The organism is Parapedobacter lycopersici (genome assembly GCF_040395035.1).
Taxonomy (GTDB): Bacteria; Bacteroidota; Bacteroidia; order Sphingobacteriales; family Sphingobacteriaceae; genus Parapedobacter; species Parapedobacter lycopersici_A.
On the sequence record NZ_JBEBRB010000005.1, the window covers coordinates 1 to 25,454 of the forward strand.

Consider the following 25,454-nt stretch of genomic DNA (forward strand, 5'->3'; position numbering starts at 1 on the left):
AAGAACAGGACAAACGAAAATACATTTCATCTGTCCTGTCTGGTAGCCCCGACGGGAATCGAACCCATATCTAAAGTTTAGGAAACTTCTATTCTATCCGTTGAACTACAGGGCCATGGTAAAACTGCAATTGCGGCAAAAATACGATTTTAACAAAATAACCCGAAATTAATTATGCCAATCAACCTCATTGTCAAAATATATGTTAAATAAATATTAAATAGTTTTTGTCTATGAACCATAAGGAAAAGTGATGCTTTTTCCCTTAACAAAAGGTTATCTTTGCACCAACAAAAAAGAAAAAAGGATATTTATGAGTTTAGTTGGTAAAAAGTTTCCAAACATTACGATTGACGCCATGGACCACATGGGCGATGACCTACGGATTAACATATTGGATGAAGCCGTTAATAAAGGCAAAAAGGTATTGCTTTTCTGGTACCCCAAAGACTTCACCTTCGTTTGTCCTACCGAACTACACGCTTTCCAGGAAGCGTTGCCGGAATTCGAGAAGCGGAACACAATTGTTATCGGTGCTTCCTGCGACACGAATGAGGTACACTTTGCTTGGCTGAACACGGCAAAAGACAATGGCGGAATCGAGGGCGTTACTTATCCGATACTGGCCGATACGACCCGTAATCTGGCTAACACCCTGGGCATACTGGATATCCAGAAAGCAACATACGATGAAGAGCTGGACACCATGCTGATCGAGGGGTCGAATGTGACTTTCCGTGCCACATATTTAATAGACGAGGACGGAAAAATATTCCACGAAAGCGTAAACGATATGCCCCTGGGCCGCAACGTTAAGGAATATATCCGTCTGGTTGACGCTTACGCACACGTACAGCAATTCGGAGAGGTATGCCCGGCCAATTGGGAAGAGGGCAAAGAGGCCATGCACGCCACACGTGACGGCGTAGCCACCTACCTCGCCAGCAAGATCTCCCTGAGCTAATCCCCATGCAAACGCCTATCGTTAATAACGAGATCCGGGCGGCGCTATTTAGTTAACATCAGCACACGTCTGTAACGCATAACGGCGTGTGCTGTATGCTACCCTAAACTTCCGTTCTCCGGTATTTAAACTAAGTGATTAAGATATGATGATACAAGAACTTGATAAAGACAACCTGGCCGACATTGTAAATGAAAACGACGTTGTCATGGTACAATATTCGGCATCATGGTGCGGCAACTGCCGGATTATGAAACCGAAATTTAAAAAACTGGCCTCAGAAAATGAGGGCGTGGCCTTTGTTATTGCTGACGCGGAGAAATTCCCGCAATCCCGCCAGCTGGCCAACGTCAGTAATTTACCCACGTTTGCTGCTTTTAAAGCCGGCCAACTGGTTGGTCAGGTACAAACAAATAAATTTGATCCATTAATTGATCTATTCAATGAAACTACCCGTAATTAAGCATTTGGTCGAGTTCATTGCGCAGAACGACCAGGATTATGTACTTGAAACGATTGAAACCCTGGAAGCGCTTACCGAAGTGCCTTCATTAAAAGATGAAGAACTGGATGTAATCGGCGAATTGATCTCCAATATGTATGGCGCCATTGAGGTTGACAAACTGATTAAAGCGGGTGCGGACCGGAAAGAAGCGCTCAATTCTTTTATGCAGCGCGTGCTCGGATCAATTGATAAATCCTGACAGAACCTCATCCGGCCAGCGGCTGCTTTCCACAAAAAAGTGTTAACAATCGTTTTTTTGTGGAAAACTTGTTAGCTGCTTTACGTCGTGGTACATTATTTATTGTCGTAAATTTACCCTTGTTAAAGGTTAACTTCTTAAAACGGGGCTTTATTAAAAAAATGGGCTAAGCCTTATTACTCCGTTTGACAATTGCCGGTAATTACCGAAGCTGTGTTTTAAGATTTAAATGTTTTTTAATTGTTAATTTACAGGAGCCGCCCCGACATAGCTGGGCGGCTTTTGTTTTAGCCCCCATCTGCCTTTCGGCCAACGTAATATTTATGTGAAGTGACGCCTATTAATCCCCTGCGGTGTAGAGATATAGGAGGAATGCCTTATCTTTAAACCCATGAATATACGATCGGTATTATCCTTCCTCAGCATTTTTTTTATTTTCCATCATGCAACCGCACAGTCGCAGCCAGCGGTGAATGGCGCAGAAATCAAGCTGGCACTTAAAAAATTGAATACGCTGGGGTCGGTGCTATATTTTGCCGCGCATCCGGACGATGAAAATACCCGGCTCATCTCTTGGTTGGCCAAAGAGCGGCTATATCGCACGGGTTACCTGTCACTTACCCGCGGAGACGGCGGTCAGAATCTGATCGGCACAGAGCAGGGAGAGGAGCTGGGGTTGATCCGGACCAATGAGCTGCTGGCTGCCCGTCAGGTGGACGGTGGTGAGCAGTTTTTTTCCCGTGCCAATGATTTTGGATTCGCTAAGACATATGACGAGACATTTGAATTCTGGGGTAAAGAGAATATTCTTGCAGATGCGGTATGGGTAATTCGAAAATTTCGGCCTGATGTGATTATCACCCGGTTCCCACCGGACGAGCGCGCGGGCCATGGGCAGCACCAGGCATCCGCAATTCTGGCAATCGAAGCCTTTACCGCCGCAGCAGATCCGAACCGGTTCCCCGAACAGCTGACTGAAGTATCGGTCTGGCAGGCAAAACGCCTGCTTTGGAACACGTCCAATTTTAGTCTTGGGGAGGGCGCAACATCATCCGACGGGTTCCAAATGGATATCGGGGATTACAATCCGCTCCTGGGTCAATCGTATGGTGAAATTGCTGCAGAAAGCCGGACGAATCACAAAAGCCAGGGATTCGGCGCTGCCCGTCAGCGGGGCGTTATCACAGAGCGCTTTGAATTGCTAGGTGGTGATTTGCCCCAGCAAACACTGTTGGACGGGGTGGAGACTTCCTGGAGCCGGGTAGCCGGCGGCAAAAAGATACAGTCATTGGCAGCGAAGCTTAATGCGGATTTTGACATTACCCATCCGGAGAAATCAATAGATGACCTGCTGGCCATGCTCCAGCTGGTAAATCAAATTACCGATGCACACTGGAAAGCGGTAAAATCCGAAGAGTTGAAACAACTCATTCTAGCCTGCGGCGGAATATGGTTTGAAAGTTATGCCGCCGCGCCTAAATTCGCCCGTGGCGAACAGGTACCTGTCCGGACGGCTTTTATTGTACGGCGCCCGGGTATTCAGGCAGCAGTTGTTGATGTCCGTGCAACGGGGGACAGGGAGGTAAACGAAACATCAAAAACAACCCTTCTTCCGTATAATGAGCTACGCGAAGTATCTGCGGGTTTCCATACGGACGCCCTTACGCAACCCTATTGGCTTAACCACCCCCACGGAATCGGCCGCTTTGCCATTGACCGTCAGACAGACGTAGGGTACCCGCAAAACCCGGATGGGCCCGCCACGACGGTGGTACTCCGGATTAACGGCCAAGAAATCGCGTTCAAGCGGCCTGTCGTTTACAAATATACCCATCCGGTACGGGGTGAGGTCTACGAACCCTTGGCCATCGCTCCGCGCATAACGGCCAATATCGGCCAACGGGCACTGGTGTTTAATGGCGATGAATCCAAAACCCTTCAGGTGATATTTACCGGTCACACCCGCGGGCCGGTTTCGGCCACCGCGTCTCTCCGCCTGCCGACGGGCTGGCGGGCAACACCGGAACAGACTTCCCTGCAATTTGCCCAGCCAGACGAAGAGCAAGCCGTCCAGTTTACCATATACCCCGGTAAAACCGCTACGTTGACAGATTCGGTTTCTGTTGACCTGAAATACCCCGACGCCACGCAGGAAGCGCGGGCATTTCGTGTAATCGACTATACGCACATTCCCAAGATTACCTGGTTTCCTCCGGCCGCGGCCCGCTTAAGTAAAGTCGAAACCGGCTTATCGGCGCAACGGATTGGTTACCTGCCGGGAGCAGGCGACCTGGTTCCACAGGCGCTCCGCGAAATTGGATTGGAAGTCGATCTGCTGGATGAGCGGAACATCACTGCGGAGAAACTTTCTCAATACGATGCCCTTGTTACCGGGGTCCGGTTGTATAATGTAAATGACCGGATGCGGTATATCCATCCGCGGTTACTGGAATATGTTAAAAATGGCGGGACATTAGTTGTTCAGTACAACACCACCGGCGGACTCTCCATGGACGACATCGGGCCGTATCCGTTTTCGCTTACGCGCAACCGGGTTACCGACGAAACGGCTACCGTAACCTTCCTGGATCCGGAAAGCCGCGTGCTCCATTTTCCGAATGAGATAACCGCCGCCGACTTTGAGGGGTGGATACAGGAACGGGGCCTTTACTTTGTGGGCGAGGGCGACGAACGCTACCAGCGCCCGCTACGGATGGCCGACCCCGGAGAACAGGCCTACGACGGCTCCCTGTTAGTCACACCCTACGGCAAAGGTAACTTTGTTTATACATCGCTCTCTTTTTTCAGGCAATTGCCCGTCGGAGTGCCGGGCGCTTATAGATTATTTGTAAATTTGCTCGCCAAACGCAATTGAATCATGGAAAAACAACTTGAAAATCACGGTGTGGAAGTGAAAAATGTGAACAGCACTTTCTATTTATTGGGCATACTGTTCGGTGGCATCACCGGAGGTTACATCCAGGAAACAGTGCTGGGTGCAGTAATAGGCATCGTGATAGGCCTCATTTTCAGCGCCTTTTTCGTAAGGGTGCTCCTCAACGGCCGGTCACATGACCGATAAGGGATTACCGCCCTTTATCCGCTCCTGGAAGCGCTTCTACTGGATCATCGTGTTCTGGCTGCTCTTCCTTATCCTCCTGTTTTTCTTATTCACCGTCTATTTTGAATGAGCAATATAGATTGGATAGTACTGTTTTGTACCCTCTCCCTGATCGTAATATACGGCGTATATAAGAGCAGGGGGATCCGGAATATCGACGGCTATCTGCTGGGGAACAAATCACTTCCCTGGTATCACGTCGCCCTTTCGGTCATGGCCACCCAGGCGAGCGCCATTACCTTCCTTTCGGCCCCGGGGCTGGCCTATACTTCGGGGATGAGTTTCGTACAGTTCTATTTTGGCCTGCCGTTGGCCATGATTGTACTGAGCATCACGTTTGTCCCCATTTTTCACCGGCTACGCGTTTTTACGGCCTATGAATTTTTAGAAAAGCGATTTGACGTACGTACGCGGGTCTTCACCGCTTTCTTATTTTTAGTCCAGCGCGGGATATCCACCGGCATTACCATCTACGCACCGGCGATTATCCTATCGAGCATACTACAGATCAACGTAACCTATACAACACTGTTTATCGGCACGCTGGTCATTCTTTATACCGTATACGGTGGGACAAAAGCAGTGTCGTATACCCAGTTGCTACAGATGAGCATTATCTTTGGCGGATTGCTTACCGCAGGGATACTGGTAATCTATTTGTTGCCCAGCGATATCGGCCTGGCAAAGGCATTGCATATCGCCGGGAAGTCCGGCAAGACCAATGCGATTGACCTTTCCTTCGACTGGAACAATCAATACACCCTCTGGAGCGGGATTCTCGGCGGATTTTTTCTGCAGCTTTCTTATTTTGGGACAGATCAGAGTCAGGTTGGCCGCTACCTCACGGGCTCGTCCATCCGGGATAGCCGGATCGGGCTACTCATGAACGGGCTGCTGAAGGTGCCTATGCAATTTGCTATTCTGCTTATTGGCATCCTGGTATTCGCTTACTACCAGTATAACAGTCCACCCATTTTTTTTAATAAGTTCGAGCTGAACAAAATTGAAAACAGCCAATATGGTCCTGAGGTAGCCAAACTGGAAGCTGCACATCAGCAGGTTTTCCAGGAAAAACAGGCACACATCAACAAACTTACCGCAGCGCTTGATCAAGAGGATGATGCGGCCGTAGCAGACGCCCGGACGCAATTACATGCCGCAGACCAGCGGGCGAAAAACATAAGGGAAGATCTGGTCGCCCTTATGCAGAAAAACGACCAAGCAGCAGACACCAATGATAATAATTATATTTTTCTCTCGTTTGTCACCGAAAACTTTCCCAAGGGACTGATCGGGCTCTTAATTGCCATTGTTTTCATGGCGTCGATGGGGGCTACGGCAAGCGCTATCAACTCCCTGGCTTCCACAACTGTTATCGATATTTATAAGCGCTTCGTCCGCAAAAAGGGGAGTGAGCAGGGTTATCTTTCCGCTTCCCGGATTTTTACATTGGTCTGGGGGGTGTTCTGCGTGATCATTGCACTTTATGCCAGCCGCTTAGGTAACCTGTTGGAGGCCGTAAACATTCTCGGCTCCCTTTTTTACGGCACCATACTGGGCATATTTGTCGTTGCCTTTTACATCAAAAAGGCAGGGGCCAAAGCGGTCTTATGTGCAGCTGTCCTCACGGAATTCATCGTCGTGTCCCTCTGGCTGGCAGACGTGATGGCATTTCTTTGGCTAAACCTGGTGGGCTGTGCCGGTGTCGTATTGTTTGCATTACTCTTCCAGTCGCTTCCACTTACCACCAAAGGGCAACCGGTACAACGTTAACACATCGTCGCTGTACGGCTTAATATTTCAGATATAAATTATACAGAACCTGCAAATCGTGCGGGGTCAGTTCAGGACTTAAGTCCTGTTGGATATACCGCCGTTTAAAGGCTACTATTGCGGCATTAAGGTCGCTGATGTCGTAGCCGATTATCCGAAGCGCGTCACGGGGATTGAAGTTTGCCGGCGGCTCCTCCAAGTGCTTATCCGGCCAAAGGCCGAAACCCCGCTCCGCAAGCTTTTCCCAGGGGAAAAGCACACTGGGATCGTTTTTACGGGTTGGAGCAATGTCGCCGTGCGCCAAAAAATTAGCGGCCGGAATACGATAAGTGGTTTTAAGCTTTTCCAGTAATTGGAGCAGGCTATAGATCTGGGCGTCCGGAAACGGCTCGTTCCCGTTATTGTCCAGTTCGATGCCGAGCGAAACCGAATTGAGATCGGTCACGTTTCCCCATTTCCCCGCCCCCGCATGCCAGCCTCGCAGGTAGTCATTGAGCAATTGATACACCTGGCCATCGCGTCCGATCACATAATGTGCGCTTACCTGCGTATGCGGCACAGTAAAGGTATGCAGGGTTTGCTCCAGGCTATCCTGGGCCGTGTGATGAATGACCACATAATTGGGCTTGCGCAGGTTAAAATTGATCGTTCCTACCCATGGCTGCTCACGCCGGGCTATACGCGGTGAGAACACCACGGTATCCATGAGTGAGTCGTATGTCGCTGTCGGTGCCGGGAGAGGTGGCGGTAGCTGCTGGCTGATTTCTGCGGCCAATGCCTTCACCTGTTCCGTGTACTGTTTATTGGTCTTTGCGTAACGGTTTGTGCTGCACCCCGCCAAAACGAGGCATGCAGACAAGAGTAATGCAAAATCATATCGCTTATAAACAAACACACTCATTGGCAGACTATTTCGGAATTTTATACAGCAGACCGAGCGCCAGTGTCTGGCTCGTTTGCACCGCGCCATCCATCCGGCTATCGTACAGGATAATGCCGTTGAGCGTGACGTTTACAATCCGCGTGACGCGTGCGGTCAACGTGGCATCCAAACGGTGCGCAGGGTCGCTTAGTTCGTTGTAGTTGGCAAACAGGTTATAGCGGCTTTTCAGGTTGAAGTTCTCTCCCAAATCCCGGTCCAAGTTGGCGGTAAGCTGGAACGCAAGGTCATTACGGAATCGCTTCCCGGGCTCAACCCCAAACCGGGGTTCCAGTATCGGCAGGAGCCTGTCGTCCATAATAAACGTTTGCCTTGCAGTACCCGTACCAAACCGCAACGAAAAGGTTTCGTCCGGTTTAAACTCCAAACCGAGTGATTCGGTGATGTAACCTGGTGCCATGAAGTTAGAGATGAGTCCGGTGATGCTATCCCGCCCGTCACTTGACGTCCCGTAGGAATAACCCACATCAAACTGGGTTTCAAAAGTCAACGCGGTATAGAGTGACCAGTTCTTGGCAATTTTTACCGACAATTTATTATCCCAGAAAATCCGGTCGTTGTTTTTGCGTGCAAATTGATCCCGGTTCTTCACCTTACCATACTGCAGGGCCAGTTCGGTAACAAAATTCGTGTTGTTACGTGTATAGTCAGACTTATGACTGATCAATGCACCAACCGAAATAGAGTTCACCCCACCGGCATTCCAGTTCTCACTGAAAGAAGACTGGTTGACATTGATTCCAAAAGAAGACCAGTGACGCCAGTAGATTACCCGTAAATCCAATGGCGACTGCGGGAGCGTCACTGGGCGCACCGCCAACACCGGCACCTCCACTTTCAGGCTATTGGTATCGGGCTTGTGGCGCAATTCATCCAGGTTGTACGTTTGGGCACCAGCAACGGAAACGCCACATACCAGCAAAAAGTATAGCGAAAAATAAATGTGTTTCATATCCGGGACTAAATTAACAAATATCGTGCTGTTTTTGATTTATTGGTATGCGGTTCCTAAAATGTGTGTATCAGCTGGGTATAAAACCGGCTGTCTCTTAATTTCCTGCCGGAAAACGTGGAATGCGATTCAGTTCGGGATTCTGCTTGTAACGGACAAATGATTCACGGATGTAGAACGCCAGGTTGTAATCGTTTGCACTCAACACAAAATAGTATGACGGGCGGTACTGCTGCATAAAATCAACTAGTTTTTCATCCGCTAAACCGGTTACCTGGGCCACTAACTCCGGCGTAAACCGGTAGCTAATAACCGATTCCCGGTAATCGCGCTCAATAATCTCCTGCAGGCGCCGGGCATTCTTTCCTTCGCGGCTGATCAGGTTATACAAGGCGTCAATACTCAGCCCGCTTCCGGTAGGACCAACGGAAAAAATCGATCCCGCGCTGCCCTTGGAATAAGCCGTACTGTACTCCCGCTTATTTTGCAACAGTTGCTCTTCCGGGCTACGTCGAGCAATAACAGACACTTCATCAATCCAGATTGAGGATCTTTCCATGTTAAATAAAACGACGTCGTGGTCGCCAACAGCCAGCGTGTCTGGGAAATATCCTTTGGCGGCGGCAATGAGTACGTCACCGCGACTGGCTGGGATATCAAATTCACCGCGTAGATTGTTAAACCCGCCCGCATCATTGGCCGTATTATAAATGTATACCTGTGCGATGCGCTGCTTGGTATGTTTGTCAAACACAATGCCCTGAATAGCTTTCTGGGCCACCGTATAATGTGGCAAAAGCAGGAGCCACAGCCCAACACATAAAAAACTAAACGTATGCTTCACTGTCGTAAAACTACGGTTAAGTTTGGAGTTGGCGAAAAAATTAACATCATTTTACAGTTCCGTTCGACTAGCCCGTTACCCCACGGGTCTTAAAGGGACACCAGAATCAATTGCCCGATAAAAAGGGATTCGGTCTTCAGTCCGTTCAGGTCCATCAGCTCATTGGTGGACATGCCGTATTTTCTGGCGATACCGGCTAGGGTATCCCCCGATTTTACTTCATGTACCTCAATCGCTACCGGAGGCTTGGCCTCTTCCACCTGCGGCTCTTCCGGTATTTTTTCTACAATCTCGGTCTGGACTTTTTCTTCGCGTGCCACCTTGGCTACTTGGGATTCGGGGCGGTCATAGCGGTAAAGCTCGTAACGCTCAATCAGACTGATCAGCATATCGGCATATTTGGGATTGGTAGCATAACCTGCGGCTTTCAGTCCCCTGGCCCATCCCTTGTAGTCGTCTTTATCGAGCTCAAAAAGCGAAGCATACCGGCTGCGCAGTAAAAACTGGGAATGGTCCCTGAACGAATCTTCCGCCCGCTCGTATACACGAAAACAGTCATTTCTCCGGTCGTCATCTTTATATGCCTTCCTACCTGACCATTCCGATGTGCATTTAATCCCGAAATGATTATGCGCTTCCCGCGCCAGCATGCTGTTGCCATTACCGGATTCAAGGAGTGCCTGCGCAAGCTTGATACTTGCCGGAATTCCATATTCGTTCATCTCTTCAATGGCAATTGCTTTATATTGCTCGATATAATCGTATCCCGACAGGCTCGTGTATGCCCGAACGGGCCGGTCTATCTCCCGCGTTACGATACCACCCCTACCGGAGCCTGGCTTCATTACACGGGGGTTCTGCAATACTTCGTGTTTAGACAAGCATGAGGCGAGCGCCAATGGAAGAAGGAAAAGATAAACCCGGATTTTCATGTTACTTTACAGAAAAAGTTGCTGGCCAATCTGTAGCCGTGAAGTTGACAGCCCATTGTTCAGTTGTAAGGCTTTAACGGTGGTACCGTGTCTGCGGGCAATGGCGGACAGGGTATCTCCTTTCTTTACTACATATATTTCCGGTTCCGACGGTAAATCAGTATCCGTGTTTTCCGCTTCGGCACCATCCACCCGGTCAAACGCATCGAGATTATACTTCTGGATCATGCCCAGTACCTTTGCCGACCAGGAGGAACTCTGCGCGTAACCCGACCGGGCGATACCCCGTACCCATTCGCGGTATTCATGGGATTCATGTTCTTCAAACAGTTCCTGTGTGCTCTCCCGTCTTTTGAGAAAATCAATGAAATCCTGATATGATTCTTCTACGGAATCATATCCTTTATAGGCCGAACGGATAACTTTACTGTTATTTGGTCCCTTGATGCCAAAATGATTGTTGAGATGGTGCGCAATCCGGCTATTCCCATACGCGCTTTCATGCATGGCAATGGCCAGGATAATACTTGCCGGCAGGCCATGCGTCCGCATAGAGTTAATAGCCATGTCTTTATATTGCTGAATGTAGGCTGCAGGCGAAATCTGCTGTGCTGCCGCCGGTACGATTCCAATAACCATCAATCCACCTACCAGGCACCATGTGCGCAATACGTTGTTTATTTTTTTCATAACCAAATGGGGTTGGTATCCTTACCTTTTCCGCAGCACAAAAACACCATCACGAATGGGAAGGATCAGTTTATCAATACGTTCGTCCACTGTAAGTTTCTGGTTTAGTGTTGCGATTTGCCGGGTCTGTACATCGGAATCGCCGGCCGCGATCTTTCCTTTCCAAAGCACATTATCGATCAGGATCAGGCTGCCCTTCCGGCTTTTCTCGAGCACAAGCTCGTAATATAAATGGTTGTTTTTCTTGTCGGCATCAATGAAGGCGAGGTCAAAAGGCCCCGTTAATTCCGGGATAATAGTGGCCGCGTCGCCGATATGGTAATGGATGGATTCTCCGCTGGGAGCCGCTGCAAAATAACCGCGTACGCGATCTTCCAATTCGGGGTTGATGTCTATGGTATGCAGTACCCCGCCGGCGGCAAGCCCTTCGGCCAGGCATAACGTTGCATATCCGGTGAAGGTGCCCACTTCCAGGATCTGCTTTGGAGCAACCAGCTTACTCAGCAGCGCCAGCAGTCTGCCCTGGTAATGCCCCGATAGCATATGTGGCCGGGTTTCTTTGAGGTAGGTATCCCTGTGAATACGCTTTAATAATTCGGGTTCAGCATCACAGGTACCTTCCAGATAGCCCGTTAACATGTCATCGAACATATCCATCGGACACAAATGTAAGGAAGATGGACGAAAACTGAAAGAAGTTTAATCCAATGAAGCGGTAATCAGCCGCAGGAATTCATTTCGCGTACGCTCACGGGCAAACTCGCCGGTAAATGCCGAAGTGGTGGTTACCGAGTTTTGCTTCTGCACGCCACGCATAGCCATACAAAGGTGTTTGCACTCAATAACGACCGCTACGCCGATCGGCTTTAGTGTGTCCTGTATGCAATCCCGTATTTCATTGGTAAGCCGTTCCTGGACTTGGAGCCGGCGGGCGAAAATATCAACCACACGTGGAATTTTACTTAGGCCGACAATGTGTCCGTTAGGAATGTAGGCGATATGTGCCTTACCGAAAAAAGGCAACAGGTGGTGTTCGCAGAGCGAAAACACTTCGATATCCTTTACAACCACCATCTGGCTGTACTCTTCTTCGAACATGGCACCTTTTAATATTTTGGCGGCATCCAGATCGTAACCATGGGTTAAAAACTGCAATGCCTTGGCTACGCGCTCGGGAGTTTTCAATAGGCCGTTGCGGGTTGGGTCCTCACCCAGCGCTTCCAGGATATCAGTATAATGCGTCGCAATCCGGTTTACTTTTTCCGGATTATAGCGGTCGATCTTTACGTAGCCGTCAATTTCTTCCTCACGTAGCGGAAAATCATTGTCCATAGTTGTATTATTTATTTTTCGGATAGGCTATTCCCCGAAATATTCCACGTAATTGTTTTCCGTCTCATGCAATCGGATGGAATGTAATTTAACCTGGTATGCTTCAATATGTGGCCTCAGCTGATTGAAAATCTCCTCGGCAAGCACTTCTGTCGATGCGATCTTGCCCCGCATAAAATCCACATCCAAGTTGATATTTCGGTGGTCTACCTTATCAATTACATAGGTCATGATGATCCGCTTCAGCTCTTTCAGGTCGATCACAAACCCCGTTTTGGGGTCCACATGCCCCTTCACCGTCACAAAAAGTTCGTAATTGTGCCCGTGCCAGTTTGGATTGGAACATTTACCGAAGATGGCCTCGTTCTGTTCCAGTGTCCATTCTTCCCGATACAGCTTGTGCGCTGCATTAAACCGTTCGCGCCGTGTAATATACATCATAGGCTGCAAAGATAGCGGTTAGATTTGAGATTTGCCCCCCTTTCCGCCAAGTTTGCGATGCACAAAGCGCGTTTTTGCGTTCGACTGCCGGCGGACGCTTTTTACCGTATTGGAATGGTTGCGGATAAAGCCGGTAGCGCACTAGGTGGAGCAAACACAGGCTGGTTGGGCTTTAGGGATTAAAGCCCAACCAGCTTGCCCCGGGAATAGCTTCCGGGCCGTCTCAGCGCCCGAACCTGAGTCGCGCAGCGGGGCTCCACAGCACACCGGGCAGGCATTGCCTGTGACAAAGAATTTTTATTGGAACTTCTTGGCATTCACCTTGCGCTCGTTTTCCGTAAGGTAAATTTTGCGCAGCCGGATGCTTTTCGGGGTTACCTCAATATACTCATCGGCCTGAATGTATTCCATCGATTCCTCCAGTGAAAATTTTATCGCCGGTGCGATGCGTGTATTATCGTCGCTGCCGGAAGCTCGCATATTCGTAAGCTGCTTGCCTTTTACAAGGTTTACGACCAGGTCATTATCCCGGATATGCTCACCCACGATCTGCCCTTCGTAAACGTCAACACCGGGCTCAACGAAAAACCGACCCCGGTCCTGTAGTTTGTCAATCGAGTAGGCCGTTGTCTGTCCCTTTTCCATCGACACCAGCACACCAGCCAACCGTCCGGGAATCGGGCCTTTCCAAGGTTCATATGCTTTAAAACGGTGTGCCATCACTGCCTCACCAGCCGTGGCGGTCAGCACGTTGTTACGCAGGCCGATAATACCCCGCGAAGGGATATCAAACTCCAGGTGTTGCATATCCCCTTTGGTTTCCATAATCAGCAGCTCGCCCTTCCGTTGGGTAACCAGCTCAATGACCTTGCCCGATACTTCTGCGGGGACATCCACAACCAATGTTTCAATTGGCTCGCACTTTACGCCGTCTATCTCTTTAACAATGACCTGCGGCTGTCCGACCTGTAATTCATATCCTTCGCGGCGCATGGTTTCGATCAGCACCGACAGGTGAAGAATACCACGCCCATAAACCAGAAATGAATCCGGAGAGTCGGTCGGCACCACCCGCAACGCTAGGTTTTTCTCCATTTCCTTATATAACCGGTCATGCAGGTGCCTGGATGTCACAAACTTGCCTTCTTTTCCGAAAAACGGTGAATTATTGATGGTGAAGAGCATATTCATCGTAGGTTCGTCAATTTTGATCACCTCCAGCTGCTCCGGATTTTCAAAATCGGCAATGGTATCGCCGATATCAAAGCCCTCAATACCAACTACCGCACAGATATCCCCAGCCTTTACTTCCTGTACTTTTACACGGCCCAGCCCTTCGAAGGTATGTAGTTCCTTGACCCGCGATTTAACGGTCTTGCCATCACGTTTTACCAGCGATACCGGCTGATTTTCCCTGATTTCACCGCGCGCCACCCGGCCGATGGCTATCCGGCCCACAAAGGAAGAGTAGTCCAATGACGTAACCTGCATCTGCAACGTACCTGCCGCATATGGTGCTGCGGGGATGTGTTCCAAGATTGCATCCAGCAGCGGCGTAAAATCGGCGCTCGGCTGTTTCCAGTCGGTCGACATCCATCCCTGTTTGGACGAGCCGTAAAGCACCGGAAAATCCAGTTGCTCCTCGGTTGCATCAAGATTGAAAAACAGTTCAAACACCGCCTCGTAAACTTCGTCGGGCCGGCAGTTTTCCTTATCTACTTTATTAACGACCACAATGGGCTTAAGGCCCAGGCCAAGTGCCTTCTGGGTAACAAACCGTGTCTGGGGCATCGGACCCTCAAAGGCATCCACCAATAAGATAACCCCGTCCGCCATTTTGAGTACCCGCTCCACTTCGCCGCCAAAGTCGGCGTGGCCCGGTGTATCGATGATGTTAATCTTTACATCCTTATATTTTACGGCTACATTTTTCGATACAATGGTAATCCCGCGTTCTCGCTCCAAATCATTGTTGTCCAAAATCAATTCCCCGGTTTGTTCATTATCCCGGAAAAGATTGGTGAAGTGTAGGATTTTATCGACCAGTGTCGTTTTACCGTGGTCTACGTGAGCGATAATCGCTATATTTCTGATTTTCTGCATTCAACGAAGTTGATTTTATAAAATTTGAGGGCGCAAAGGTAACAAAAATATGTGAGATTTTTTTCATCTTGCCGTTATTGGAGACATTTTTTTCTGCCCGATGCATTGACTTGCAGCGGTTTTGCCTTTTTACGTAAAAATTAACTACTTTGTCCCCTGCCTTGCAATTATGATAACCATGAAGATGTATCCGCCATACTGCTTTATTTTCCATAAAAACGTGCAATCACTCCTCGTTTTGATGGTATTTTTCGTTGCGGGTGTACCAAAATACGGTGCCGCACAATCAGTGAAGCCCCACACGGCTACCGCGCCTCCGAATATTATTGTGTTGTTCGCCGACGACATGGGATACGGCGACCTTGGGTCATACGGCCATCCCACAATAAGAACACCCAACATCGATAAACTCGCCGAGGACGGGATGCGGTTTACCTCTTTCGTCACGGGAAACTGGTGCGTACCCTCAAGGACACAGCTCATCACCGGAAGGTATATGAACCGTATCAATTTCGGGGGGCATACCGGCGCGGACGGCACCGGGGGAATTCCAGATAGCGTGCTGACGCTGGCGGAGGGACTGAAAAAAGCGAATTACCAAACGGCTATGCTTGGCAAATGGCATCTCGGTTACAAAGAAGACCGGTTTTTGCCTCCCAATCAGGGGTTCGACTATTGGTTTGGGCTTCCGTATTCGAATGACTACATGCGGCCCTGGGTGCAGACAGACGAGCCACTGGTATTGTATAGAAACCTCGAGGTCGTTGAGCATCCCATCGAGCAGACAACATTGACACAGCGGTATACCGCTGAGTCTATTCGCTATATCACGGCACACGCCCGTGGTAAACAGCCTTTTTTTCTTTACCTCGCCTATAACATGCCGCATCTCCCACTGCAAACTGCCAGTCAATTCCGCGGCAGGTCCAATGCAGGCTTATATGGCGATGTCATTGAAGAGCTGGACTGGAGCGTTGGGCAGATTATTAAAACACTGGAAGACCAGGGAATAGCCGGCAACACGCTTGTGTTCTTTGCCTCAGACAATGGTCCGTGGCTAAATCTTCCGAACCGCATGAAGCAAAACGGCATTGAAGTGTGGCATGCGGGTTCGCCCGGTCCGCTGCGCGGTTCAAAGGCCACAACCTATGAAGGAGGCAGCCGGGTACCGGCCATCATCCGCTGGCCGGGGACGATTGCGCCCGGCCAAGTAACCGACCAGTTAGTGGCCAGCCTGGATATTTATCGGACGCTCTTACAGGTCGCCGCCGTGGATGTCGGCAACGAGCGGCTGGATGGCTGTGACCTATTGCCTTTTTTAACCGGCCGGTCCGCGGCGAGCCCCCGCAAGGAATACCCTTACTTTCTGGGGGACGATGAAACGCTGCAGGCTTTCCGTGAAGGCGCCTGGAAGCTAAGACTCGGCGATACAGGGCCCGAACTCTACAACCTGCAGGAAGATCCGGCAGAGCGGCACAACCGCGCCGCATCCGAACCGGAAATCGTACAGCGACTACGGCAGAAAATGGAAAAAACCGCTGCAAATCTCCGTGTTTCAGTTTATGTCCCGGCTGGTGGTTAACCTTGTGGCACCGTTCGCCGATACAAACTCGCGCATACCTCGTGTTCCACAAACATTTTGTTTCTGCACTTGTTACCTCATCATAAAACAGACCCGCAATGAAAGCTTGTTCCTTCATTTTTATCAGTGTTTGGCTCTTTCTTGCCTGCCAGAACGGCACGACAAACCGGGGTGACAACACCGGCCAGTCAGCGGAGCGGCAGACCCTGCCGGACTCGGAGCAGAAGCGTTGTTTCATCCGGCTCGACGGCAATCAACAACAGGACTCCACTTACCTGCAGTTGGCTATCCGCGGAGAAACGGTCAGTGGCACGTACAACTACATCCCTTACGAAAAGGATGCCCGGCGCGGCACGGTACTGGGCACCCTGGATATGGACACCCTTAACCTGGTTTGGACATTTAAACAGGAGGGGATGCAGGATACCATGCGCGTAGTCTTCCTGTTCGACGGCGAAAAATTACTTCGGAAGTCATTCTCCGTAGACACGGTAACCGGCCGGCTGGTTACGCTGGATGGCAGTCAGTTCTCCGAAGTCTATGAACCCGTCGACTGTTCGCAATAGGCTTGTTGGTGTTCCGCCGGGCCGTCTGCACCGGTATAACGCTCCATCGTTTTTATCCGCTGGTTGCACCGATCACCAATGGCCCGCAGCAATATGCCCGCGCGCTGGTATAGCGCCCATGCCTGTTCTTCCCGCACCTCAAATACCGCGGCATACCGGCAATCGATATAACTCCCCTTTAGAAGATTAAACAGCGCCCTTTCATCGGGGCTATTGCGAGGAAACAGCGTGGCTATCTCCGGAATGAGGCTACTGCACAACTTTAACATCCACGCCAGGTTATGGGTATTGGAACCGATGTGCAAGAGCACCTTGATCACCGCTTTACACGCTTGTTCGATGGTTTGGTGTACCATGAATACGGCCATACTGAAGTTACTGTCCATCAGGCAATAGGCGGCGCAATCCATAAACTGGCAGCCGGTGTTAAACCACCTCCGCCATTCCCGTCGCATGTTTTGCAGCCAGGTATTATGGCAAACGTAACCCAGCCGTCTTGGCAGCTTTACGCCACGGCAATACAGCAGTGTACCTTGACTGAAGACCTGATTTATAAAAGGGTCGCCTGTCTCCAGCAGCGACATCGCCTCCCTACAGGGCATCGCTACCGTGATGTATTGGTGCTGCGAATTGCTGAGGTTGTTGGCCTGGTTCCGGATTTCATTTACGCACCGGGACTCTTCATCGCGATAAATCAGCAGCAGGTCAGCCTGAAACCACAACACCCGTGTCGGCGGTGCAAAACAATGGGTATATATGGATTGACGCTGCTGCAAGGCAAAGCAAAACAGGTATGCGGTTGCAACGCGGGCGGTGATCGTTTCAATAAACTGTTTCAGCGCTTTCTGCTGTGCTTCGTGGAGTTCTGTCAATGTAATGTCCATTGTAAAGGGCTTATGTGGTTTTATAGGAAACTTCCCCTGTTTTGAGCTGCTGGATCCGTCCGCGGCAATGGGTGTCTGCCGCGTCGACGATCCGTGTCACAAGCTCGGTCAACGCGGTTACCTGCTGTGGACTGGCTTCAAAGGTTTCTTTATACTGGGCATCCCCAAAACCCTTTGACAGGAGTTCATAAAGCTGTGCGTCTTCGTCCGCTTTCCGGGGCAGCGCCAGCGATAAATGCGGAACCAATGTTTCCATGAGCCGCTGTAACCGGTTCAGGTGCTGCGCGTTGGTGCGGTAACCAACCATTACCCGAAGCGTGCCGCAATAAGCGTGCTGGATCGCCTGATGGAGCATATACACCGAGAGGTGGAATAAGCCGTTGGTTGCATAGAAATCTGCGCCAAGCAAAAACCCGTTTGCCAACCCATGCCATTTATTCCAGAAATGTTCCCGGCGGCTGATCCGTGTGACGATAGGCCGCCCCTCTCCCCCGGGGTGGAACGGAATAGCACCCCTGTCATAAAGCAGTGTGCCCTTTCGGCATACGGTGGTAAAAAAAGTACTACCTTCCCGCAATGCGGAATTTACCTCGTCCATGGTATGCACGATCACGATTACCTCCGCTTCCGGCTTAACGGCATCTTCCACCTGTTGCTGTAACACAGCATTGCTGACCGTCTGTGGCTCAGCGGGAACTAACAGTAGATGATAGCTGCTGGTCGCATTGCTGGCATGTACCTCATCTGCAAAACAGCTTTTTCTTACCGTTTGATGGCTGACACTGCCGAAGCAAATGATTTTTTCCACGTTCACAGTCCGAAGGACATCACGCAACCGACTGAATTCGGTATTTAACGGCCGTTGGCCATGCTCCGGCGTAGCTTTTTGATGAATTAATGTTTCCATAGTTTAGGGTATTTTAGTAGTTTTGGTTTACGGTATCAGAAGTACACGAACAAATATAGTATCTTTTGATATTATCTCCAATTTTTTGGTTATAATTTTACTCATCAATTGAAAAACCTTGATCTACAATCTGAAAAAGTCGGCGAACGCCTGAAATCGATCCGGAATTCGTTAGGATTAACGGTAGAGGAATTCTATCGCCCCGTGATGAAAAGTTTCAATAATGGTTCCTCGATTGAAAACAATAAGCGTCGCCTAGGGAAAAGACTCGCAAAAGATATTATCGATTATTACCGGATTAATCCTAAATTTCTTGCAACCGGCGAAGGTGAGATGTTACAAAAGGGACGGCGACGCCCCGTCGACTCCGGACCACAGACCCAGTCGTCCGAAGCCGTTGAAGCACCTGTCCCGTATTATAACCTTCGTCCGGGCGAGCTGCAGCAGCGGCCACCCGCCGACATCTTTGCAGATAGTACTCCCGAGTATTATGTCAATTATCGACCGCTCAACGATTGCACCGCCTACCTGCCTGTATATGGCAACAGCATGTTTCCGCTTTTCAACAGCGGGGAGGTTATCGCGGTTAAGGAGGTGGTCAATCCCGACATCATCCTATGGGGTGAAGCCTATTTGGTCGTTACCCACGAACAAGCAAACAACATGATTGCCATCCGGCTGCTTCACGAACACCACGACCCCGAAAAAATTATTCTCCGTGCTTCAAACCCAGAATATAAAGGTGACATTGTAATCCGCCGGACGGCCATCAAAACGTTATATTTAATAAAAGGCAAGGTTACGCGATATCAACTGTAAGCCTGCATTTCCCCGGCACTAAAGTGTCGCAATACGCCACGTCTTGGGATAATAGTTATTCACGCGGTTGGGCATCAGCTTCATCCATCCCAAGGAAGCTCCGTTGTAATCAGCTATCGCCCACCCGGTATATCCCTTTGGATTGATCGCCGTGCTAAGGCTGCCTTTACGGAGGTAATCCAGCGCCTGTGTGCGGTCCAGGGAAATCCGGGGTATATCGGGGTGCAGTTCGGTGTTCATGGCGAGATCATGATGGGGAACGACCGCTCCCTTGACGAGCTTACCCACACAGGTTCCGGCATGCCGGATATATAGCATCCGCTGCAACATTTCGAGATCTTCGCGTCGTTCCACCGGGAAAACAAATAGGTCATCGCCCAGATTAAACGTCGTGAAACGGGCGGGCGATACCAGCCACTTTTTCAGCACATTCAGGCCGGGGGCTTCAGCCGCTTTCACTCTTCGTCTATCTGCTACCGGTGTCTCCGCCACTTTACGGAATGCGGCAAGGAAAAAGCCCTCGCCACGAAGCCGGTGTGGATAAAAACGATAGCCAGGGCAGTTCCATTTAGCAGAGTATGTCTGCTCAACGCCCCATTCCGCGGCCAGCGGAATGGCAACCGGCGCCATGCCCTGTTCTTCACACAGCCAGTCGGCTACCTCTTCATTCTCTTCGGCAGAGTAGGAACATGTCGAATAGAGCAGCACCCCTCCCGTTTTTAATGCTGGCAAACTATCCGCCAGAATACGCCGTTGCCGTTCGCTGCATAGCTGCACCATGGCCTCCGACCATTCATCGACAACCGCCTGATCCTTTCTGAACATCCCCGAACCGGAACACGGCGCATCCACCAGCATCAGGTCCGCGTAACCGGGCAGCCTGCCGAAAGCAGACGGGTCGTTTTGGGTAACTACCGTATTTGTATGCCCCCAACGTACCAGGTTGTCCGCCAGCACATGGGCGCGCGATTTAATCGGTTCGTTGGCAATGAGTAAGCTATCGGGATGCAGGTAAGTACGAAGCAGCGTGCTTTTCCCTCCCGGCGCGGCACACAGGTCCACTGCGATCACCGGCTGGGTATGCAATGCGAGAGCCTGTACCGCGTGTGCCACAAACATGGATGAGGCCTCCTGAACGTAGTAACATCCAGCATGAAACAGTGGGTCAAGGGTAAATACAGGCCGCTCCGGCAAATAATATCCGGTGTCACACCAGGGCACCTGCTCAAGTGTTCCGGTGTCGGGCCCTTGGGGCTTCCCCGGGTTTACCCGGATGGAAACCGGCGTTGCGCCTAGCGCATGTACCTGCTCAAAGGCTGCGGTGTCAAAACCAGCCTGGGTGCCCAATTTACGTACTAACGGCGGTGGGATAATGTGGCTCATGCGGTCTTTCGAGGTTAAGTGCTATAATGTATGGTCTTCCACGTATGCAAAAACGCGGCGATAGCTGTGTTTAAACCACGCGGTAAACCGTTGGGGCTGCGCAGCAACCCAACGCTCGATTTCCCCAAGGCTAGCCCATCGGAAATCAGCGGCTTCATCCGGATTAAGGATAGGATCCTGATCACTGTACGCCACAAGCACGTGGTCGATCTCATGCTCAACCAGTCCACCGCCAACCGATGCCCGGTAACGGAAGGTAAAAGCCGGAACCAATGCAGCCTGTAGTCCCATTTCCTCGTCCAGTCGCCGGGTAGCTGCCGTAATCGTAGTTTCATCCGGACGCGGATGGCTGCAACATGTGTTCGTCCACAACCCCGCGCTGTGGTATTTATGCAGGGCCCGTTGCTGCAATAGTAATCGCTTTTCCCGGTCGAACATAAATACGCTGAATGCCCGGTGGAGAAGTCCCTGCCTATGTGCGTCCATTTTTTCCATGGAGCCAATAGCCTGATCCTGCTCATCCACTAATATGACATTTTCGAGGGGCATCGTTTCCTTTATTTATGCTGCTTATACGGTTTTCACATGCCGTTCATCGTAGTTCTCAATATCGATAATGTAATTATTCTTAATGAGAAAATCAAAAAGCGGACGCGCTTCATCAGATACCGGCATATTCCGTGTCGTGATAATCTGATTATCCTTCTTGTTGAGGTACGGATAGGCATACAGTTTCACGTTTTTACTGAACAACCCGCTAATGTAAGCCAGCAACTCGTCGGTATAGATTGCTTTATTATATTGGTCTGAGTTAAAAATATTCCGCAGGTTGGATATGTTCGTGGATATTCCCACATTGCTGGGTTTGAATTGTGACAGGTATTCCGCCAGGTAATGGTTCCGTGTGAAATTGGATACCAGCACATGGTTGCCCGTGCCGCACAGGTATTCCGCACGTTCGGCAAAATAAACCAGGTCCTCGTGGCTCAGCACCGGGTTTTCATCCAGTGCGTTACTCATTAGCACCTCAATCATTACCACCAAGTTGCTGTCCTGAATATGGAGGTTTCGCTTAAATTGCTCGACAGCCAAGTTAAACAGGTCAAAATTCGGATTGGATTTCTGCCGATACTTCGTCCGGAGAATCATGATGTCCTTTTTATAAAGGAAATCCTTGCTTTGGTAAGCCGAGCCCTCGGGATTAAAGATAGCTGCTTTGGAAAAACCTTTTGCAATCAGGTATAGGTTGATCAGGCGCTCATTTACTTTCTCGAATACCGGACCGCTTACCTTCACCAGGTCGATTTCCACCGATCCGGGCGACAGGTTGTCAACCAGCGATTCGATCATCGTCTGCACATCCTGCATATAGAAGTATGCGGCAAACACCAGGTTTACACCCAGAATACCCAATACTTTCTGCTGCACCGAGTTATCACTGTCCAACAACCGCACGTGGAAAATAATATCATTGGGGGCACTCCCAGCCTCGTGCTGGAAACGAATGCCGATCCAGCCATGGGGGTCGTTTGTTTTGCTAAAATTGAGCGCCGCTACCGTATCGGCAAAAGCAAAAAGACGCCTTCCCTGATATTTCTCGGCGGTAAGCCGTTCGGTAAGCAGGTTATATTCGTGTTCCAGCATTTTTCGCAGCCGCGACCGGCTTACATACCTGCCCGACCCCTCCACGCCATAGATGGCGTCGCTGAACGTCATATCGTATGCCGACATGGTCTTCGCAATGGTGCCCGATGCCGCCCCGGCATTAAAAAAATTCCGGGCGACTTCCTGTCCGGCACCTATTTCCGCAAATGTTCCGTAAATTTCTTCGCTTAGGTTGATCCGCAGGGCCTTCCGCTTCGTTTCAAAAATTTCTCTCGCCATGGCGCAAAGATAAAAATTTATGACCACCATCTATTTACTAAAGGTTACCTTTGTAGAAACCAATTGCTTATGTATAACACCTTAAAACCCCTGTTGCAGCAGGAGCTGCAGCAGATCAGGGACGCCGGATTATATAAGGAAGAACGGGTGATTGTAAGTCCCCAAGGGGCAAGCATCCAACTGGAGGGCGGAGACAGCGCTATCAATTTCTGCGCAAATAACTATCTTGGACTTTCGTCACACCCGACGGTCATTGAGGCGGCGAAAAACGCATTGGACACGCATGGTTACGGATTATCGTCTGTCCGCTTCATTTGCGGCACACAGGATATCCACAAAACGCTGGAAAAGAAGCTGTCATCTTTCCTCGGCACCGAGGACACGATACTTTATGCCGCGGCGTTCGATGCCAACGGCGGTGTCTTTGAACCGCTGTTTGGTGCTGAAGATGCCATCATTTCGGACGAGCTTAACCACGCTTCTATCATTGATGGTGTACGCCTTTGCAAAGCACAGCGGTTCCGGTACCGGAACTGTGACATGGCCGACCTTGAAGTGCAGCTACGGTCAGCGACAGGGGCGCGCCACCGCATCATCGTCACCGACGGTTCCTTTTCCATGGATGGTCGCATTGCCCCGCTGGACAAAATATGCGACCTGGCGGACCAGTACGACGCACTGGTCATGGTCGACGATTCCCATAGCACGGGTTTCATCGGTGAGCATGGGCGCGGTACACCTGAACTACATGGTGTCATGGGCCGCGTGGACATCATCACCGGTACACTGGGCAAAGCGCTGGGTGGTGCATCCGGTGGCTTTACATCCGGCAGGAAGGAAATCATCGCACTTTTACGCCAACGCTCACGGCCCTACCTGTTTTCCAACACCCTGGCGCCGGCTATCGCGGGCGCATCCATTGCAGTGCTGGACCTCCTAAGCGAAACAACTGCACTCCGGGATAAGCTGGAGCACAACACACGTTACTTTCGCGAAAAAATGGCTGCCGCGGGGTTTGATATTAAACCGGGTACGCACCCGATAGTTCCCGTGATGTTGTACGATGCTGTCCTTGCACAGCAGTTTGCCGCCGACATGCTGAAAGAAGGAATTTATGTAATTGGTTTTTATTTTCCCGTTGTGCCCAAGGGCCAGGCACGCATACGCGTCCAGTTGTCGGCAGCACATCATCAGGATCACCTCGACCGCGCTGTGGCAGCGTTTATAAAGGTAGGCAAAGCCCTGGGAGTAATCTAATCCGGTTTACGAACCAGTTGATAGGCTTTTCCTGAATGCTTCGGGGGTATTTCCGCTGTATTTTTTGAAAAACTTGGTAAAATAGGAATTGTCCTTAAAGTTCAGCTCATAGGCAATGGCCGAAATAGAAAGTCTGGGATTGATTAACAGCCGCTTCGCTTCCAGTAGAATGCGGTTACGTATCACTTCACCTGCAGAAATCCCAAGGATATCTGAACAAAGTGCATTTAAATGATTCGGCGTTATGTACAGCATCTGCGCATAATCTTTTGGATGCCTGTGCTGGATAAAATACTTATCCACCAGCCGCTGAAAATTACGCAGTACGGTATGCTTATAATCGCGGGCCGGACTTTGTCCTGACGAGCTTAGCCCTGCTGCATTGAGCAATACCTGTAGCGCAAGGACCCTTATCTTGTCAAAATTAATTGGATTAATCGATTCCCTCAGCGCAACCATTTCGTCAAAAAGGGCCGTTGTCTGCGACTGAAGCCCCGTTGGGAAATGGACAACACATGCCGTTGCCTGTCCCTGAAAAAAGGGGAATTCATCAATGTAATCGGGTCGCAATAGAAACGACTGGAAAAAAGAGGCCGAAAAGTTAAATGCATATCCCGTGGCCTGATCCGCCTGAAACTCCCAATGATGCACCTGCCCGGGCGCCATGAAATAAATCTGCCCCGACTCCACTTCAAAACGATGAAAATCGATGAAATGTGTGCCCGAACCCCCGGTAAAATATACCGCATGATAAAACGAATGGCGGTGGGGAGTGTAGAGTTTATGCCGATGAGCAGCAATATATTGCTCCAGCGGCATCACGAGCATACCCTGGTGGCTCACATCAAAACCCGTAATATCATATACCGGATAACTCGTCGCTGCCATTTGGGTAAATATACCCATTTTTCCGGACAAGCCCTACGACTTAGCCGTCGGGTTATTGCTTTTGCCGGCCAGTTCCGGTTCATACGAAAGTCCCGGAGTAAGCCAATGCAGCAGAATCAGTCGGGAATAACGGAAATTTACAGGTGAAAGGCCAACACCAACCACCAACGCTACCCCGGTATAAACCCAAGGGTTCTCCGTATTTCCGAACAGAACATAAGCCGCTACACACGCGGCAACCAGCTCCGCCACAATCAGTGCATAACTGACGAACATCGCCACATAAAAATAACCCGGCTCACGCTCATACCGAAGCTCGCAATGGGGGCATGTTTCCAGCATTAGCTGGCGCTTTCTTCCATATGCCGGGCCCGAAAAAACCTGGCCGGTCCGGCACCGCGGGCACAATCCCCGTACTACGGCCTGCGCTGCGGTTATTTCCTTTTGTGTTTCCATCTTCCTACTTATGCATGCTTTTCCCTGCATTG

The 25,454-nt window shown here is 50.1% G+C and carries 26 protein-coding genes and 1 tRNA gene; 10 read left to right on the forward strand and 17 right to left on the reverse strand.

All coding sequences use genetic code 11. From position 1 onward, the window contains the following. Window positions 1-40: 40 nt before the first annotated feature. Window positions 41-115: transfer RNA gene (locus ABWO75_RS02435), tRNA-Arg, on the reverse strand. A 198-nt stretch (window positions 116-313) separates the two neighbouring features. Between ABWO75_RS02435 and ABWO75_RS02440 the strand changes: the two genes are divergently transcribed. The 6 genes from ABWO75_RS02440 (at window position 314) to ABWO75_RS02465 (ending at window position 6,562) form a co-directional block, all read left to right on the forward strand. Then, window positions 314-964: a peroxiredoxin gene (locus ABWO75_RS02440; protein WP_257658549.1), complete on the forward strand. Its 651-nt coding sequence runs from the start codon at window positions 314-316 to the stop codon at window positions 962-964. Window positions 965-1,109: 145 nt separating this feature from the next. Beyond that, a complete protein-coding gene (locus ABWO75_RS02445; protein ID WP_353182195.1) occupies window positions 1,110-1,427 on the forward strand; it encodes a thioredoxin family protein in 318 nt (105 codons plus the stop codon). Continuing rightward, window positions 1,408-1,668: a DUF6952 family protein gene (locus tag ABWO75_RS02450; protein WP_353182197.1), complete on the forward strand. Its 261-nt coding sequence runs from the start codon at window positions 1,408-1,410 to the stop codon at window positions 1,666-1,668. The genes ABWO75_RS02445 and ABWO75_RS02450 overlap by 20 nt, the downstream gene beginning before the upstream one ends. A gap of 391 nt (window positions 1,669-2,059) precedes the next feature. Beyond that, window positions 2,060-4,543, forward strand: coding sequence for a PIG-L family deacetylase (locus ABWO75_RS02455; RefSeq protein WP_353182199.1), 2,484 nt, complete (start codon window positions 2,060-2,062; stop codon window positions 4,541-4,543). 3 nt (window positions 4,544-4,546) lie between these two features. Further along, window positions 4,547-4,750, forward strand: coding sequence for a hypothetical protein (locus ABWO75_RS02460; protein WP_257658553.1), 204 nt, complete (start codon window positions 4,547-4,549; stop codon window positions 4,748-4,750). 105 nt (window positions 4,751-4,855) lie between these two features. After that, entirely contained in the window at window positions 4,856-6,562 is a 1,707-nt protein-coding gene (locus ABWO75_RS02465) for a sodium:solute symporter family protein (protein ID WP_353182201.1), read from the forward strand. A 19-nt stretch (window positions 6,563-6,581) separates the two neighbouring features. On the opposite strand, the gene ABWO75_RS02470 is transcribed toward ABWO75_RS02465, so the two are convergent. The 9 genes from ABWO75_RS02470 to typA form a co-directional block, all read right to left on the reverse strand. Continuing rightward, a complete protein-coding gene (locus ABWO75_RS02470; RefSeq protein ID WP_353182203.1) occupies window positions 6,582-7,463 on the reverse strand; it encodes an N-acetylmuramoyl-L-alanine amidase in 882 nt (293 codons plus the stop codon). 7 nt (window positions 7,464-7,470) lie between these two features. Then, on the reverse strand, window positions 7,471-8,454 hold the full coding sequence (locus tag ABWO75_RS02475) for a DUF3078 domain-containing protein (RefSeq protein WP_257658556.1): 984 nt from the start codon (window positions 8,452-8,454) through the stop codon (window positions 7,471-7,473). A gap of 97 nt (window positions 8,455-8,551) precedes the next feature. Then, window positions 8,552-9,298 (reverse strand): hypothetical protein, encoded by a 747-nt coding sequence (locus ABWO75_RS02480; protein WP_353182206.1) that lies wholly within the window; start codon window positions 9,296-9,298, stop codon window positions 8,552-8,554. Window positions 9,299-9,387: 89 nt separating this feature from the next. After that, on the reverse strand, window positions 9,388-10,230 hold the full coding sequence (locus ABWO75_RS02485; RefSeq protein WP_353182208.1) for a glucosaminidase domain-containing protein: 843 nt from the start codon (window positions 10,228-10,230) through the stop codon (window positions 9,388-9,390). A 6-nt stretch (window positions 10,231-10,236) separates the two neighbouring features. After that, entirely contained in the window at window positions 10,237-10,920 is a 684-nt protein-coding gene (locus ABWO75_RS02490) for a glucosaminidase domain and LysM peptidoglycan-binding domain-containing protein (protein WP_353182210.1), read from the reverse strand. Between the two features lie 21 nt (window positions 10,921-10,941). Beyond that, complete coding sequence (locus ABWO75_RS02495) at window positions 10,942-11,577, reverse strand: O-methyltransferase (protein ID WP_353182212.1); 636 nt, start codon at window positions 11,575-11,577, stop codon at window positions 10,942-10,944. Between the two features lie 42 nt (window positions 11,578-11,619). Then, the gene (gene folE, locus ABWO75_RS02500) at window positions 11,620-12,252 is read right to left on the reverse strand and encodes a GTP cyclohydrolase I FolE (protein WP_353182214.1); all 633 of its coding nucleotides are present in this window, start codon (window positions 12,250-12,252) and stop codon (window positions 11,620-11,622) included. Between the two features lie 27 nt (window positions 12,253-12,279). Further along, window positions 12,280-12,693, reverse strand: a complete 414-nt coding sequence (locus ABWO75_RS02505) for a 6-pyruvoyl trahydropterin synthase family protein (RefSeq protein ID WP_353182216.1) — start codon at window positions 12,691-12,693, stop codon at window positions 12,280-12,282. Between the two features lie 297 nt (window positions 12,694-12,990). Continuing rightward, entirely contained in the window at window positions 12,991-14,796 is a 1,806-nt protein-coding gene (gene typA, locus ABWO75_RS02510; protein ID WP_353182218.1) for a translational GTPase TypA, read from the reverse strand. A gap of 220 nt (window positions 14,797-15,016) precedes the next feature. Here typA and ABWO75_RS02515 point away from each other — a divergent pair, with 220 nt between their 5' ends. Beyond that, window positions 15,017-16,378, forward strand: coding sequence for a sulfatase family protein (locus ABWO75_RS02515; RefSeq protein ID WP_353182220.1), 1,362 nt, complete (start codon window positions 15,017-15,019; stop codon window positions 16,376-16,378). 98 nt (window positions 16,379-16,476) lie between these two features. Continuing rightward, window positions 16,477-16,944: a hypothetical protein gene (locus ABWO75_RS02520; protein WP_353182222.1), complete on the forward strand. Its 468-nt coding sequence runs from the start codon at window positions 16,477-16,479 to the stop codon at window positions 16,942-16,944. Here the strand turns inward: ABWO75_RS02520 and ABWO75_RS02525 are convergent. Both ABWO75_RS02525 and ABWO75_RS02530 read right to left on the reverse strand, forming a co-directional pair. Next, window positions 16,917-17,828, reverse strand: coding sequence for a HEPN domain-containing protein (locus tag ABWO75_RS02525; RefSeq protein ID WP_353182224.1), 912 nt, complete (start codon window positions 17,826-17,828; stop codon window positions 16,917-16,919). The two genes, ABWO75_RS02520 and ABWO75_RS02525, sit on opposite strands and share 28 nt — an antisense overlap. 10 nt (window positions 17,829-17,838) lie before the next feature. After that, window positions 17,839-18,735, reverse strand: coding sequence for a HEPN domain-containing protein (locus tag ABWO75_RS02530; RefSeq protein ID WP_353182226.1), 897 nt, complete (start codon window positions 18,733-18,735; stop codon window positions 17,839-17,841). Window positions 18,736-18,843: 108 nt separating this feature from the next. On the opposite strand from ABWO75_RS02530, the gene ABWO75_RS02535 reads away from it, so the two are divergent. Beyond that, on the forward strand, window positions 18,844-19,554 hold the full coding sequence (locus ABWO75_RS02535) for a LexA family transcriptional regulator (RefSeq protein WP_353182228.1): 711 nt from the start codon (window positions 18,844-18,846) through the stop codon (window positions 19,552-19,554). A gap of 18 nt (window positions 19,555-19,572) precedes the next feature. On the opposite strand, the gene ABWO75_RS02540 is transcribed toward ABWO75_RS02535, so the two are convergent. The 3 genes from ABWO75_RS02540 to ABWO75_RS02550 are packed head-to-tail and all read right to left on the reverse strand — an operon-like array spanning window position 19,573 to window position 22,821. After that, the gene (locus ABWO75_RS02540; RefSeq protein ID WP_353182230.1) at window positions 19,573-20,937 is read right to left on the reverse strand and encodes a methyltransferase RsmF C-terminal domain-like protein; all 1,365 of its coding nucleotides are present in this window, start codon (window positions 20,935-20,937) and stop codon (window positions 19,573-19,575) included. Between the two features lie 21 nt (window positions 20,938-20,958). Continuing rightward, window positions 20,959-21,486 carry an isopentenyl-diphosphate Delta-isomerase gene (gene idi / locus ABWO75_RS02545; RefSeq protein WP_353182232.1) on the reverse strand — a complete coding sequence of 176 codons (528 nt, stop codon included), beginning with the start codon at window positions 21,484-21,486 and terminating at the stop codon, window positions 20,959-20,961. A gap of 21 nt (window positions 21,487-21,507) precedes the next feature. After that, the gene (locus tag ABWO75_RS02550) at window positions 21,508-22,821 is read right to left on the reverse strand and encodes a nicotinamide mononucleotide adenylyltransferase (RefSeq protein ID WP_353182234.1); all 1,314 of its coding nucleotides are present in this window, start codon (window positions 22,819-22,821) and stop codon (window positions 21,508-21,510) included. A 69-nt stretch (window positions 22,822-22,890) separates the two neighbouring features. Between ABWO75_RS02550 and kbl the strand changes: the two genes are divergently transcribed. Continuing rightward, window positions 22,891-24,078: a glycine C-acetyltransferase gene (kbl, locus tag ABWO75_RS02555; RefSeq protein WP_353182236.1), complete on the forward strand. Its 1,188-nt coding sequence runs from the start codon at window positions 22,891-22,893 to the stop codon at window positions 24,076-24,078. Window positions 24,079-24,084: 6 nt separating this feature from the next. Here the strand turns inward: kbl and ABWO75_RS02560 are convergent, their stop codons facing one another. Then, a complete protein-coding gene (locus ABWO75_RS02560; RefSeq protein ID WP_353182238.1) occupies window positions 24,085-24,966 on the reverse strand; it encodes a helix-turn-helix domain-containing protein in 882 nt (293 codons plus the stop codon). A gap of 33 nt (window positions 24,967-24,999) precedes the next feature. Further along, window positions 25,000-25,422 carry a DUF983 domain-containing protein gene (locus tag ABWO75_RS02565; protein WP_353182240.1) on the reverse strand — a complete coding sequence of 141 codons (423 nt, stop codon included), beginning with the start codon at window positions 25,420-25,422 and terminating at the stop codon, window positions 25,000-25,002. Window positions 25,423-25,454: the final 32 nt, after the last annotated feature.